The following is a 15,288-nucleotide window of genomic DNA, read 5'->3' on the forward strand; positions in this document are numbered from 1 at the left end:
CGGCGACCTGCCTTCTGGTGAATCACTGAATCAGGGTAGATCGCCGCAACAACGACAAGGGCTGTTGCGGCTCAGCGGTCTGCGGACTTGCTGTCTCCCACGGGCGTTCCTTCGAGATGGGACCTGTTGATCAACGAGGGCCCGACGGAGCCCGTCGAGCGCGTTCGAGTGCAATGGTAGCGTAGGCACCGGCGGGGAAAGCGTGCGCAGCATGGCTCGTATGCCGCCGCCCGTCTTGTCCCGCATCCGTTGAACAGGAGACGCTCATGAACGACAACACCGCCGATGACGATCTGACGCTATGGCGCATGGAAGAGGCCTTCTGGCTTCAGGGCATCGAGGCATATCGTCGCGACATGCGCGACGATGCCGCCATGGTCTTTCCAGACCCCACCGGCGTGCTGATGGGCAAGGAGGTTCTCGCCGCGGTGGAGGCCGCGCCACGCTGGGTCGACGTGTCCATCAGCGAACGACGGATCCTGCGTGCAGGTTCCGGGGTGGTGGTGGTGCTGGTCTACCGCGCGCTTGCGAAGCGCAAGGAAGCGCAATATCGCGCGCTGTGCAGTTCCTCGTACGCATCCAGTGGTGGCGCCTGGAAACTGGTCCATCACCAGCAGACCCCCGTGCAGGTCAATGCTTGAACCGCCGTCTGTGGATTACAGCGCAATGCCTGTTCCGAGCGCGGCGAAGATTTCTGTGATGTATTCCCGCATTTTCGGCGTTGCATCCACTGTGTTTCACATCGTCCTACAGACCTGGATCGAGTGACCTTTTAGGTTCGCGAAGCGCGGCACGATGGCGGGGTACCTGCCCCGCCAGGACAACTTCCAGCGATGTCGCGAATCTAGAAAAGGAACCATGGATGCGACGAACTCCGAACACGCACAGCGCGACCGTCACGGTGATCCTGCCTGCCCACTTCGACGGTACGGAGGAGGTCTTGGCATTGCGTGCCGCTGGCGTGCCTGTGAATGACCACGGCGAAGTCGCTGACGGGTATCTCTTCAGGCGGTGGTATCGACAGAGCAATCGCATCGCCTTTCGTTGGTTTGCACGCACGCCCGGCCAAGCCTCGGCGCCCGAGCCTTCAATGACGCCTGGGGGACGGCAAGCGAGGCGGCAGGCAGGCTCGCCGGCTCCGGGGGCGTAGGAGAGTCGCTCTCAGCCGGATCGAAGCCCTGAACGCGGGCGCACCAGCGCGTTGATTGGCTACGCCGCCGACAAGCGAGTCGGCCTTCGCACGCACAGAGAAGATGACGACGGCTCCCCAATTGGGCCTGGCCTCTCGGTGAGCCAGATGAACCATGGGGCTGCCTTGCCCTACCCGCATGAGACGTTTCCGCATCTGCCGCGACGGTTGTGCGTTTCGGACGCGGACGGTGGCTCGGCCGACGTCCGGCGCTATCCAAAGAGCCGCGCTCAGCGTCTAATTCGCCAACGTTCAACCCTAAAAAAAGACGCAATGGCCACCCTCGCTCGCATCGTTCACGTGGGACCTTCCAAACCAAGCAAAGTACGCAACAACTCGCTCTCCGCCCGAGAGACATGGTGGCGAGAATTCATAGGCGAATTCTGCAGGCTCTGCGGTAGGGAGATCGATCGAGAGTGGGTCGCCGGCTTGGCCGTCCTGCTCTACCCACTGAATACTGGCCGCCTGGGGCGTGATGCAGCGCAAATTGCCTTCGCGACGCGGGGTTACCAATTGCCTGTACACCGTGAAGGTCGCGATGCCCGTCCAGCATCTGCCGTTGCCGGCACAACGGCTGCGCACTGAGCAGCGCTTTCCTCAAAGCAGACAGGTTTTTCTTTAGCCGCTGCGGAACGGGTCGAAAAATTTAGCGCACGCAGGCGGTAGCCACCTGTTGCCCGTCGAGGCCCGGGGTCCGACGTTGCGCAAAAGCGTCTCCGGCGCCTGCACTTTCACCGCCTCGATCCCGGTCGCAGGTGTCGCCGCGTGCCGGGTGTCGTCTACCCCGGCACAGCGCTCGCTGCGGGCCGGGGCCTGCGCTCGATGGGGCCTGATCCTTCGGGGCCCATCGCACCGCGGAGCGAATTGAGCTTCCTGCAATGCGCCAAGTAATCTACCCCGGCAATCAAATCCAGATGGAACCGACCGACCGCAGTCCTTCGCGGAATTTCCACTGCAATCTTTGAATTAGTGCCTGCGGGCCTTGGCGGTGAATATCCGGCATAAATGGTCATAAACGGTCATAAAAGGTCAGGAATTACACAGGAAACAATTGGCGGATAGTTGCAACATCCGGTACGTCCGCTGTACCGAAACTGCAAGCACACATTCGTCGACCCGCCACATTAAAAAAGGTGTCACCGAACTTTAGTAGCAGTTGCGACGACTGATGAGTTTCAGCAGCACAACGCTTTGACGCCGCGGACTGTAAAACTGGCGAAAAGGCTGCCAAATATTTCACGTTTGTCTACATTTGCGTTCTTTCAAGTTGCAAATGAAGTGCATTGAATCAATAGCCGTGTAGCATTTGTATCGTCCCAGGATCAACCGGTTGGTTGATCTTCTCGTCCAGAAGTCGGAGTACTGCTGCCCCGACTCATTTCCACTCAAAAGATGAACCAAATTCAAGTTGTTCCCAAGGATGGTGGCGCGGTCGTCGACACGCGCGTCGAGGCACTCTCTCTCGACAAACCTTCTGTCATTCACCTGAAGATTGCACCGGAAAGCGTCGTCAGGTTCGAGCGTCGCGGCAGCGACTTGGTCCTGGCCATGCGCGACGGTAGCGCCACGGTCCTTCAGGGCTTCTTCAATGAGTATGCGCAAGGGGGCCGTAACGACCTCGTCTTGGAGGATGCAGCAGGCGTCCTTTGGTGGGGTCAGTACACCGGACCTTGGTCCGAGTTCCACTTCACCGAGATCGAATGGCTCGACGGCGTGCCCGTGGCCGCGGCGTCGGAAGGGCTGCCTGGCTGGCTCATCGCAGGGCTGGGGCTGCTCGGCATCGGGGCGGCGGCTGCCGCGGGTGGTGGTGGAGGAGGTGGAGGGTTCTCCCTTCCTCCGGTTGCGCCGCCACCTTTGAACAGGGCGCCCACGGGCGAAGCCGATCCGATCGCAGTGCGTGCGGGTCACAGCGGGAACGGCCAGGTGGTCGCTCGTGACCCGGATGGGGACACGCTGACCTATGTGCTGGGGGAGCCGCCAGCGCATGGCACGGTGGTGATCGATCCAGAGACGGGGGAGTACACGTACACGCCCGAAGCCGGATACGACGGTCCGGACAGCTTCACTGTCGTCATCACCGATGGCCGGGGCGGCACGACCACCAGCACGGTGGACGTGACGGTGCAGCCGAACAACGAACCGACTCTTCCGAACTACACGCTGACCACGCCCGAGGACACGCCCGTCGCGGGCCAGGTGACAGGCGTCGACCTGGATGGCGACAGCCTGAGCTACGTGGTGGGCACGCCGCCCGCCAACGGCACCGTCGTTGTCAATCCGGACGGAACCTACACGTACACACCGGGTGAGAACTTCAATGGCACCGACACCTTCACTGTTGTCGTCGATGACGGCAATGGCGGCACGGCCATCAGCACGGTGGAAGTAACGGTCAGCCCGACCAACGATGCGCCCACCGTTCCGAACTACACGCTGACCACGCCCGAGGACACGCCTGTCAACGGCCAGGTGACCGGCGTCGACCTGGACGGCGACAGCCTGAGCTACGTGGCGGGCGCGCCGCCCGCCAACGGCATCGTCGTTGTCAATCCGGACGGAACCTACACGTACACACCGGGTGCGAACTTCAACGGCAGCGACAGCTTCACCGTCGTCGTTAGCGACGGCAACGGCGGCACGGCCACCAGCACGGTGGAAGTGACGGTCAGCCCGACCAACGATGCGCCCACCGTTCCGAACTACACGCTGACCACGCCCGAGGACACGCCCGTCAACGGACAGGTGACTGGCGTCGACCTGGACGGCGACGACCTGAGCTACGTGGTGGGCACGCCGCCGGCCAACGGCGCCTTGACCGTCAATCCGGACGGAACCTACACGTACACACCGGGTGCGAACTTCAACGGCACGGACACCTTCACCGTTGTCGTCGATGACGGCAACGGCGGCACGGTGACCAGCACGGTGGAAGTGACGGTCAGCCCGACCAACGATGCGCCCACCGTTCCGAACTACATGCTGACCACGCCCGAGGACACGCCCGTCGCGGGCCGGGTGACCGGCGTCGACCTGGACGGCGACGACCTGAGCTACGTGGTGGGCACGCCGCCGGCCAACGGCGCCTTGACCGTCAATCCGGACGGAACCTACACATACACGCCCGGTGCGAACTTCAACGGCAGCGACAGCTTCACCGTCGTCGTTAGCGACGGCAACGGCGGCACGGCCACCAGCACGGTGGACGTGACGGTCAGCCCGACCAACGATGTGCCCACCGTTCCGAACTACACGCTGACCACGCCCGAGGACACGCCCGTCGCGGGCCGGGTGACCGGTGTCGACCTGGACGGCGACGACCTGAGCTACGTGGTGGGCACGCCGCCCGCCAACGGCGCCTTGACCGTCAATCCGGACGGAACCTACACGTACACACCGGGTGCGAACTTCAACGGCACGGACACCTTCACCGTTGTCGTCGATGACGGCAACGGCGGCACGGCCACCAGCACGGTGGACGTGACGGTCAGCCCGACCAACGATGCGCCCACCGTTCCGAACTACACGCTGACCACGCCCGAGGACACGCCCGTCAATGGCCAGGTGACCGGCGTCGACCTGGACGGCGACAGCCTGAGCTACGTGGCGGGCGCGCCGCCCGCCAACGGCACCGTCGTTGTCAATCCGGACGGAACCTACACGTACACACCGGGTGCGAACTTCAACGGCAGCGACAGCTTCACCGTCGTCGTTAGCGACGGCAACGGCGGCACGGTGACCAGCACGGTGGAAGTGACGGTCAGCCCGACCAACGATGCGCCCACCGTTCCGAACTACACGCTGACCACGCCCGAGGACACGCCCGTCAACGGACAGGTGACCGGCGTCGACCTCGACGGCGACAGCCTGGGTTATTCGGTTGGCACGCCACCGGTGAGCGGCACCGTGGTCATCAATGCCGACGGTACCTATACGTACATGCCCGGTGCGAACTTCAATGGCACCGACAGCTTCACCGTCGTCGTCGATGACGGCAACGGCGGCACGGCCACGAGCACGGTGAGCGTGACGATCAATCCGGTCAACGATGCGCCCACCGTTCCGAATTACACGCTGACCACGCCTGAGGACACGCCCGTTGCGGGCCAGGTGACGGGTGTCGATCTGGACGGCGACAGCCTGAGCTACGTGGTGGGCACGCCGCCCGCCAACGGCACCGTGGTCGTCAATGCTGACGGCACCTACACGTACACGCCTGGCACGAACTTCAACGGCACGGACAGCTTCACTGTCGTCGTCGATGACGGCAACGGCGGCACGGCCACCAGCACGGTGGACGTGACGGTCAGCCCGACCAACGATGCGCCCACCGTTCCGAACTACACGTTGACCACGCCCGAGGACACGCCCGTCGCGGGCCAGGTGACAGGCGTCGACCTGGATGGCGACAGCCTGAGCTACGTGGTGGGCACGCCGCCCGCCAACGGCACCGTCGTTGTCAATCCGGACGGAACCTACACGTACACACCGGGTGCGAACTTCAACGGCACGGACACCTTCACCGTTGTCGTCGATGACGGCAACGGCGGCACGGTGACCAGCACGGTGGAAGTGACGATCAGCCCGACCAACGACGCGCCCACCGTTCCGAACTACACGCTGACCACGCCCGAGGACACGCCCGTCAACGGCCAGGTGACTGGCGTCGACCTGGACGGCGACAGCCTGAGCTACGTGGCGGGCGCGCCGCCCGCCAACGGCATCGTCGTTGTCAATCCGGACGGAACCTACACGTACACACCGGGTGCGAACTTCAACGGCAGCGACAGCTTCACCGTCGTCGTTAGCGACGGCAACGGCGGCACGGCCACCAGCACGGTGGAAGTGACGGTCAGCCCGACCAACGATGCGCCCACCGTTCCGAACTACACGCTGACCACGCCCGAGGACACGCCCGTCAACGGACAGGTGACTGGCGTCGACCTGGACGGCGACAGCCTGAGCTACGTGGCGGGCGCGCCGCCCGCCAACGGCACCGTCGTCGTCAATCCGGACGGAACCTACACGTACACACCGGGTGCGAACTTCAACGGCAGCGACAGCTTCACCGTCGTCGTTAGCGACGGCAATGGCGGCACGGCCACCAGCACGGTGGACGTGACGATCAACCCAGTCAACGATGCGCCTGTGTTCATCGGCGACGACAACAACCCGACGGGCAGCTATTCGTTCTCGTACAACGAAAACAGCACGGAAGCAGACGTTCTGGGTGTCGTCAGGACGACGGACGTGGACGGCCCTTCGGCGACCTACGCCATCACGGCGGGCAACGAAAACGGGTGGTATGCCATCGACGCCGATGGTCGCATCACCCTGACTGCGGCGGGCGTGAGTGCGCAGGCCAACAACTACGAGGCAGGCCCCAACGTCCACGCGTTGACCGTGCAGGCCAGCGATGGCGCCGGCGGCACGAGGGACATCACCGTCACGCTCTCGGAGCAGGACGTCAACGAAGCGCCGGCATTGAGCGCTACTTCTGCAGGCCCGGTCTACGAGGATGCCCTGCCCGGCGGCATCTACGCGGGCTTGGACCACTCCGCCGTGACCCACGGTACTCTCTCGATCGTCGACGACGCGGGCACCGCGCCTGCCGATCTTGTCGTGTCGCTCGGCGGCCCCGCCGGCATCACTGCGCAAGGGCAGCCCGTGACATGGAACTGGGATGCCGCTTCCAGCACGCTGACCGGCAGCGCGGTGATCGGCGGGGTCGTGACCTCGATCATGACGGTGCAGGTGGGTTCGGTGAGCCAGACGACGCCGGGCAACTTTTCTGCGACCTATACCGCGACCTTGACGGGTCCGATGGACCACCCGGCAAGCGGAGAGGACGCGCTGTCGCTCGCCTTCACGGCCGCAGTCGCCGATGGCGTGAACAACAGCGCGCCGGCGAGCTTCAACATCAGTGTGCAAGATGACGCGCCGGTGCTCGGCGACGGTCAGACTTCCGTGAACGTCGAGCCACTGCAGACGAATCTGATGGTGGTGCTGGATCTCTCGGGCAGCATGGCCAATGAGACGCCCACTCGGCTACAGCGTGCCAAGGAAGCCATCCAGAACCTTATCGAAGGCTACGACGACTATGGCGACGTGATGGTCAAGCTGGTGACCTTCAGCACCAGCGGCCAGGCCTACGCAAACTGGATGGACGCGGGAACGGCGATCTCGACGATCAATGCGCTGTCCTCCAATGGAACGACCAACTACTGGTCCGCCCTGCAGGCCGCCATGGGTGCCAACGGCTTCGATTCCGCTGGCAAGTTGGTCGGGCCTGACGTCCAGAACGTCTCGTATTTCTTCACGGACGGCGAACCCAACAACGGCGCGGGAATCACGCCGGATCGGGAGGCGACCTGGAGCGCGTTCCTGGCAGATCGGGACATCAATTCGTACGCGATCGGCATCGGCAACAGCCTCAACGCTGGTCACGCCGCACAGGTCGATCCGATCGCGTTCGACGGGAGCACGGGTCTGGACGGAACCGACAAGAACGGTCTGATCATCAGCAACACAAGCGAACTCGACGATGTGCTTCAAGGAACGATCAGTCCACCGGCCGTGGGCAACTTGCTGACTGGCGGCCTCGGAGAGGGTCAAGGGTTCGGGGGCGACGGAGGCTACGTCTCGACCATGACAGTCGACGGCGATGTCTACACCTACGACACTGTGACCGGCAACCTGACCGTGACGCCGGATGGAAGCGCACCCGACTACGTCTTCGATTCAACTGCCAAAACGGTGACGGTAACCACAGAGGCAGGTGGGACGCTGTTCGTGGAGTTCGAGACGGGCGAGTTCAACTATCAGGCGATGCCGGCCAACTACTCCGAAACCATCACCTACGAGGTCACGGACCGAGATGGCGACGTGAGCAACACGGCGACCCAGACGCTGAACATCACGTTCGGCAGTCCGCCAGTCTCCGTCTTCAGTTTCGCGGCCACGGACTCCCTGGGGCTGCAGGCGGTGGACGCCCTCGAAGCGCCGGACAACGCGGGCCAGAGGGACGACGCCAATTGGAAGACGGACCTGCTGAGTTCCGGCGACAGTTCCGGATCGTCCTTCGAGGGCTTGCTCAATGCTGCCTTCCCGCCGCTGCACACGACCACGGAGGCACACGCTGCGACCGACGCGGGATCGGGCAGCGGAGATTCGCAGACCTTCGTTGCACCGGTTGCCAGCGCGCTGGACGACGAACTGCACCATGCTGCAGCGATGTACGCCTAACGGCGCATGAAGAAGCGCGGCGTTCCTCCACGGCGGCGCTAGCCGCTGGTGGCGGATTCCACCTGTCAGGGCACCCGCTCGACAGGTGGGAGCCTTGCGTGCTTGCCGGTCTGTTCGCCATCGCGCAAGGCAATCGTCCCGATTCCTTTTTCCATTCTTATTCCATGCTTCTTTCTATTACCGGCGCTCCGCGCAAGCATGCGACTGCTCCTGCAGCGGTCGTGGTTTGCCTGCTGGCGCTCGCAGGCGTGGTACGGGCGCAGACCCAGGCCACGCCAACCTCACCCGGCCACCCGCCAGTGTCGGGCGGCGCGGTGCAGTCCGCCCGGTTGAGCCTGCCCCAGGCCATGCGTGCTGCAGTCGAATGGCACCCCAGTGTTCGGACGACCGCGCAGCAGATCCTCCAGGCGACCGAAGGCATCGAGACGGCGCGCGCAGGCTACTACCCCCAAGTACGGGGTGGCATCAATTCGCAGCTGAGCAATCGCAACATCGGCTCCTATGAGAGCCGGCGCCTGAACACAATCGAGCTTTCCGTATCGCAAGTGCTCTACGACTTCGGCAAGGTCGCGAGTGCGGTGGACCAGGCGGAGGCATCGGTCGCCGCCACGAAGGCACAGTCCCAGCTGTCCGCGGACGAGGTGGCGCGCGAGACGGCGTTCTCGTGGATCGAGATCCACCGCCAGAAGGAGTTGGGCGAGATCGCACGCGATCAAATCCGTGGGGTTCAGGCGCTGACCGATCTGGTGTTCGAGCGCGCCCGCCAAGGCGCGAGTTCGCGCTCGGATGTGGTCCAGGCCCAGTCTCGCGTGGAGGCCGCGCGTGCTCAGCAGCTGACTGCCGATGCGCAGCTCGCCCGCTGGCGCGTCAATCTGATGCACCTCACGGGCTCTCGCTCGCCTGTCGACATCACCGATACCCCTCCGGCTGCGCTCGACGGGGCCTGTCGGGCGGGCATGGGCACGCAACCGGTCAACCCGCCCGCTGTGCAGCTGGCCGATGCTCAGCGCGAGATCGCCAAGGCGGACCTTCGCGCTGCCGAGGCGCAGCTGTTGCCCACGCTGTCGCTCGATGGGTCGGTCGGGCGCGGCCTGGATGCCCGCTCGCGCCTGCCCGGCGAAAACGGCCTGAACACCACCGTCGGCTTGAATTTTTCGGCGCCGCTCTACGAGGGCGGAGGCAACCAGTCGCGCAAGCGCGCCGCCGCTTACGCGCTGAGCGCGGCAGATGCAGCGCGAGCCCAGGCAGAGCTGGCTGCGCGCCAGGCGCTGGAGGATGCGCTTGCTCAGTCGCAAGGCCAGGTCCAGCGCCTGCCGGTGCTGGCCGCGCGGGTCGACAGCATCCGTTCCACGCGCGACCTGTACAAGCAGCAGTACCTGCAGCTGGGCACGCGCTCGCTCCTGGACTTGCTCAACGCCGAGCAGGAGTACCACGCGGTGCGTTTCGAGCAGGCCGAAAGCGCGCACGAGCTGCAGCGTCTCGCGGTGCAGTGCCTCTACCAGACCGGTCAGTTGCGCGCGATATTCGGCATCGACGATCTGCGCGCCAGCGCCGCTGGGAGCATGCGATGAACGCCACCGTCTCGCAAACCGGGAACAACGAGGAAGTCGAGGCCTCGCAGGCCGCGACCCCGCGCGGTCTCTCCGGCCTCGCGCATGGCTGGATGGACGCCGTGCTGGCCGTGGCCGCGCACTACCAGCTGGACGCATCGCCCGAACGCATCCGCGTCGCCACCGACTGGAACAGCAGCTTGACGCTGGAGGAGAGCGTGCGTCAGATGGCGCAGCAGGCCGGGCTCGCGCTGCGCCACGTGGAGCCTCGCCTCGATGCACTCAGTCCCTGGCGCCTCCCGGTGGTCGTTCAGCTCGACGGTGACCAGGTGGCGGTGGTCACGGCCATCACGGCCGACGGGCTGCGTCTGGCCTTTTGCGGAGACCAGGGCGCAGAAAGCACGCGCACCGTCGAGGAGCTCCAGCCCCATGTGCAGGCGCTCGCCGTGCTTCGTCCGATCCAGTCCGCACCGGATTCGCGCGTGGACGGCTATATCAAGCCGGTCGAGCGCCACTGGCTGCGCCGCATCGTGCTGGCGGACCTGCGGCCCTTCGCGCACATTCTGATTGCGTCGTTCGTCACGAACCTGATGGCCCTGGGTGGCGTGCTGTTCTCCATGCAGGTCTACGACCGCGTCGTGCCGGCACAGTCCGAGCCAACGCTCTGGGTGTTGTTCGGTGGTGTTCTGCTGTCTTTGCTCTTCGCATCGATGATGCGCGGTGCGCGCATGCGCATCACCGATGTGCTTGGAAAGCGCGCCGACCTGCGCATCTCGGACCGCGTATTCGGTCACGCGCTGCGGGTCAGGAACACCGCTCGCCCGCGTGCGACCGGTACCTTCGTCTCGCAGGTCAGGGAGCTGGAGCCGGTGCGCGAAATGCTTACTTCCACCACGATCACGGCAGCGGCGGACCTGCCATTCTTCCTGCTGTTCAGTGTCGTGTTCTGGTTCATCGCCGGCCCGCTGGTGCTGGTGCCGCTGGCGGCGTTCGTGCTGTTGCTGCTGCCGAGCCTGCTGGCCCAGCGCAGGTTGCGCGAGCTCGCACAGGCCAGCATGCGCGAGGCGTCGCTGCGCAATGCGATGCTGGTCGAGGCGGTGCAGGGAATCGAGGACATCAAGGTGCTCCAGGCGGAACCCCGCTTCCAGAACCAATGGAACCACTACAACGCCATCAATGCGGAATCGGGCTTGAAGCTGCGCGCACTGCTCAATGGCCTGAACAACTGGCTGCAAACGGTGCAGGGAGGCGCCTTCGCCGTGGTGATCTTCTTCGGCGCCCCGATGGTGATTGCCGGCGAGATGAGCACAGGCGTGCTGGTGGCCGCCTCCATCCTGGTGAGCCGCATGCTCGCACCGCTGGCGGGCGTGACCCAGGTGCTCAACCGGTGGCAGCAGGCGCGTGTCGCGAGCCAGGGCCTGGATCAGTTGATGCACTTGCCGGTGGACCATGCGCCCGACAGCACGCGCATCCATCGCCCGGCCCTGCAGGGCGAGTACGAGTTCCGCGAGGCTGCGTTCACCCATGATGGTCGTACGCAGGCGCTCAGTGTCAAGGCGCTGAACATCCGTGCGGGCGAGCGCATCGCCATACTGGGGCGCAACGGCGCGGGCAAGTCCACGCTGCTGCAGGCGCTGTCGGGTCTGCTCGAGCCCAAGGCCGGCATGGTCCTGCTGGACCGCGTGGCCCTGTCGCACATCGACCCCGCCGACGTGCGCCGCGACGTGGCCCTGCTGACGCAGAACGCGCGGCTTTTCCATGGCACGCTGCGGGAGAATCTCACGCTGGGCGCACCGCATGCCACCGACGCCGAGCTGATCGATGCGTTGCAGGCCGTGGGCGCATGGACCTTCGTGCGTCAGCTCTCCGCGGGCATGGACCATCCGGTGCAAGAGGGCGGGCTCGGCCTGTCCGGCGGGCAGCGGCAGAGCCTGCTTCTCGCGCGCCTGATTCTGAGAGAGCCTCGCGTGCTGCTTCTCGACGAGCCGACCGCCATGCTGGACGAAGTGTCGGAGCGAGATGTGCTCAAGACCTTGCGTACGCTTGCCCCCGGCCGGACACTCGTCGTGGCAACCCACCGTCCCGCAGTACTGGACGCTGTCGACCGGGTCATCGTGGTGGACCGCGGCGTCATCGTGATGGACGGCGGGCGCGACGAGGTGCTTGCGCAACTGCGCAAAGGCGCCCCCGCGAGTTCAGCGACCGCCGCGGCCAGGCCGGAGTCGCCGCGGGTCATCCATCGTGTGCAGGTGCAAAGCCAGCCACCGCGAAAGCAGGACGAACAACCAGGGAGCGATGCATCATGAGTGCAGGTCTGACGATCAGGCCTCAGGGCGCCGTGGATCATGCGCCGCGCGCCGCGGGCCTTCCGAATCTGGACGACTACGATGAAGTCCGCGCCAGCAAGTCCGGGCGGGTCGTGTGGCTGGTAGCGCTGCTCCTGGCGGCGTTCTTCGCCTGGGCCTGGTACTTCCAGATCGACGAGGTATCCAGTGGCACGGGCAAGGTGATTCCCAGCTCGCGCGAGCAGCGCATCCAGTCCCTCGAAGGCGGGATCCTGACCGAACTGCGCGTGCGCGAAGGGCAGATCGTCGAGAAGGGCGAAGTGCTGGCCCAGCTCGATCCCACCCGCGGCGAGTCGAACGTCGAAGAGTCCGCGGCGCGTTACCGCGCGGCGCTCGCCAGCAGTGCGCGCCTGCGCGCGGAAGTCAACGGACAGGGCGAGATCAAGTTTTCGGCTGAACTTCAGGATTGGCCGCAGTTGACCTCCTCGGAAGCGGCCCTGTTCCGCTCGCGCCGTTCAGGCCTCGCGGAGACCGTGGGCGGCCTGAGCCAAGCGCTCGGTCTGGTGCGCCGAGAGCTGGAGATCACCCGCTCCCTGGTCGCGAGTGGCGCGGCCAGCAATGTCGAGTTGATCCGCCTGCAGCGCCAGGGCGCCGAACTCGAGCTCAAGATTGCCGAAGCGCGTTCCAGCTACATGGTGCGCAGCCGCGAGGAGCTGGCCAAGGCGGATGCCGAGGTCAAGTCGCTGTCCTCCGTGGTCCGAGGGCGGGCCGACATGCTGGATCGCCTGACACTGCAGTCGCCCGTGCGCGGAATCGTCAAGAGCCTGGACGTCACCACGATCGGCGGCGTGGTGCCGCCCAACGGTTCGTTGATGACGCTGGTACCGCTGGACGACCAACTGCTGGTCGAGGTGCGCATCTCGCCGCGCGACATCGCCTTCATTCATCCCGACCAGGGCGCGCTGGTGAAGATCACTGCCTACGACTACTCGATCTACGGCGGCCTGGACGGCAAGGTCGTGAACATCGCGCCGGACACCCTGCGCGACGAGGTCAAGCCGGAGGTCGTCTACTACCCTGTGCTGGTGCGTACCGACTCGGACGCGCTGGTCAGCAAGAGCGGCAAGCGCTTCCCGATCGTGCCAGGGATGGTCGCCACGGCCGACATCCAGACCGGCCAGAAAACCGTCTGGGACTACCTGACCAAACCGCTGAACCGCGCGCGAGAAGCGCTGCGGGAGCGTTGATTCATCTGCAACCCCCTTCCAATGAGGACCCTTCCCATGAAGTCTTTCCGAACCAATCACGTGTCCCGCCTCGTGCTGAGCCTCGCGCTGGCCGCTGGCGCGTCTTCTGCCCTTGCACGGGAGAATCCCGTCGATCCGGTCAGCAATCCGAACAAGCTCGAGTATCGGGATGTGGATGCGCGCCGCCCTGACTTCCGCGAGCCCTTCCTGCGCGACGGCGTGGTGACACAGCCGGCGGCATTCCGACGGATCACAGCCGGTGTGGCAGCGGCTCAAGTTCAAAGCCTGCTCGGACAACCGCTGCGCGACGCGCAGGGGCCGCGCGGTCCGGAATGGGACTACAACTTCAAGTTCCGGCTGCCGCAATCCAGCAACTACCTCGTGTGCCAATACAAAGTCGTGTTCGACGAGGGAAAGAAGGCAGTCCGGGAGACCGTCTGGCGCCGTCAGCAGTGCCTGGACCTGGTGTCCAAGGCACCCGCCAATTGAACCCCGGCGTTCATCGCGCTTGATGCGGGCACTGCAGGGTTGCCTGCATGCCTCTTGACAGAGAACGTCCGAGATATCCCACTCCGGGCGCTTAGGCTTTGACAAGGCACGCGTCCTTGGGATAGGCCAACGCCTGAGGTCTGGTCGTGACGCTGAAGCGCCTCAAGTGCTTCGAGCGCCTGATCCTCCGCATCTTGCTCGACGTCGCGCGAGAAGACGGCCGTATTGCTGCTCACATAGGGACATCGTGGAGATACCCATTCGACACGCTCGTACGCTCGCGAGCGCGAGGCTCCTGCGTCTTCCGGATGTCTGTGGGCAACACTCTGCGGCAAGGCGCTCTGACGCCGGAACGCTAGAGCCCGACCCGAGACCGGTGGTGTCCTGGGGGCACTACGACTTTTCTCTGGACGGCAGCAATCTCGTTTTCGCGAAGGGCCAGAGTATTCACCTTCATCCGCGCCAGTTCGACGTCGCCCTCACGATCTTCTGCAATCTCGAAAGGACCGTCTCCCACGAGACTCTTTTGGAGCTGCACTGGGCACGTTCGCGAGCCGCAAACCGCTCGCGTGCGCTTTTTGCGTGCGTGTCACAAATCCGTTCGCGCTTGAGCCTCGGCGGCGAAAATGAATTCACGTTGCTTCGGACGCGCGGGAGTGGTTACAGGCTGACGGTACAACCGCTGACTTGGGCTTAGTGAATCGCCCCGGATTTGAACTGACCCCCAGAAGTCGCCCTGCGCACCTTCTTTCGTATACCGCCGTCTTTCTATTTCTGAAGTTCAGTGGACGGCGAGGGATCAGACAGCTCTCGCTGTTCGAGCTGGTCGTGATCCTCACTTTGGGTTCTGCAGCAGGCGAGGTGTCGTTTTATGACGATGTACCTGTTATTCCGGTCGCCGTGGTGTTCCTGACGCTCCTGGGGCTGTACCGCATAACAACGTTTGCGATGACCCGCAGCAAACGGATTGAGGGGTGGATGGACGGAAGGCCCATCACCGTTATCGAAGATGGACTCTACAGACTGGATTCCCTCGATGGCCTGAACATGTCTTCATCTGAACTATTCATGGAGCTTCGCCAACGCGGCGTCGAGCATCTGGGGCAGATCCGCCTGGCGATACTCGAGACGGACGGAGACGTGAGGTATGCGGTCAACGAACCACGTCCTTGAGCCGCAGGCTATGACCTGACAGCCTACGTTCCCACATAGAGCAACGTGGGAACGTAAATGACAGACGATTTGGAAGACCTCAAACGCCGGCTGGTGGTGGGACACAAGAGCGA

At 64.4% G+C, this 15,288-nt stretch carries 8 protein-coding genes; all 8 read left to right on the top strand.

All coding sequences use genetic code 11. The annotated features are described in order from the left end of the window. Nucleotides 1–266 precede the first annotated feature (266 nt). Complete coding sequence (locus tag AC3A6R_RS24015) at nt 267–641, top strand: DUF4440 domain-containing protein (RefSeq protein WP_487865823.1); 375 nt, start codon at nt 267–269, stop codon at nt 639–641. A gap of 1,940 nt (nt 642–2,581) precedes the next feature. After that, nucleotides 2,582–8,431 (top strand): tandem-95 repeat protein, encoded by a 5,850-nt coding sequence (locus AC3A6R_RS24020; protein ID WP_487865824.1) that lies wholly within the window; start codon nt 2,582–2,584, stop codon nt 8,429–8,431. Between the two features lie 98 nt (nt 8,432–8,529). After that, nucleotides 8,530–10,002, top strand: a complete 1,473-nt coding sequence (locus tag AC3A6R_RS24025; protein ID WP_487865825.1) for a TolC family outer membrane protein — start codon at nt 8,530–8,532, stop codon at nt 10,000–10,002. A 92-nt stretch (nt 10,003–10,094) separates the two neighbouring features. Continuing rightward, nucleotides 10,095–12,287 (top strand): type I secretion system permease/ATPase, encoded by a 2,193-nt coding sequence (locus AC3A6R_RS24030; RefSeq protein WP_487865827.1) that lies wholly within the window; start codon nt 10,095–10,097, stop codon nt 12,285–12,287. Next, a complete protein-coding gene (locus tag AC3A6R_RS24035) occupies nt 12,284–13,513 on the top strand; it encodes a beta-barrel domain-containing protein (protein ID WP_487863051.1) in 1,230 nt (409 codons plus the stop codon). Before AC3A6R_RS24030 ends, AC3A6R_RS24035 begins: the two co-directional genes overlap by 4 nt. Before the next feature lie 36 nt (nt 13,514–13,549). Beyond that, entirely contained in the window at nt 13,550–14,002 is a 453-nt protein-coding gene (gene bamE, locus AC3A6R_RS24040; protein WP_487863052.1) for an outer membrane protein assembly factor BamE domain-containing protein, read from the top strand. A 379-nt stretch (nt 14,003–14,381) separates the two neighbouring features. Further along, entirely contained in the window at nt 14,382–14,699 is a 318-nt protein-coding gene (locus tag AC3A6R_RS24045; RefSeq protein ID WP_487863053.1) for a helix-turn-helix domain-containing protein, read from the top strand. A gap of 131 nt (nt 14,700–14,830) precedes the next feature. Further along, nucleotides 14,831–15,175, top strand: a complete 345-nt coding sequence (locus AC3A6R_RS24050) for a DUF421 domain-containing protein (RefSeq protein WP_487865826.1) — start codon at nt 14,831–14,833, stop codon at nt 15,173–15,175. The last annotated feature ends 113 nt before the right edge of the window (nt 15,176–15,288 follow it).

This window comes from Variovorax sp. Soil_C_19 (genome assembly GCF_057657255.1).

Coding starts and splice junctions, on each gene's coding strand:
- AC3A6R_RS24035 (WP_487863051.1), top strand. CDS start 12,284: ATGAGTGCAGGTCTGACGATCAGGCCTCAGGGCGCCGTGGATCATGCG.
- bamE (WP_487863052.1), top strand. CDS start 13,550: ATGAAGTCTTTCCGAACCAATCACGTGTCCCGCCTCGTGCTGAGCCTC.
- AC3A6R_RS24020 (WP_487865824.1), top strand. CDS start 2,582: ATGAACCAAATTCAAGTTGTTCCCAAGGATGGTGGCGCGGTCGTCGAC.
- AC3A6R_RS24015 (WP_487865823.1), top strand. CDS start 267: ATGAACGACAACACCGCCGATGACGATCTGACGCTATGGCGCATGGAA.
- AC3A6R_RS24030 (WP_487865827.1), top strand. CDS start 10,095: ATGGACGCCGTGCTGGCCGTGGCCGCGCACTACCAGCTGGACGCATCG.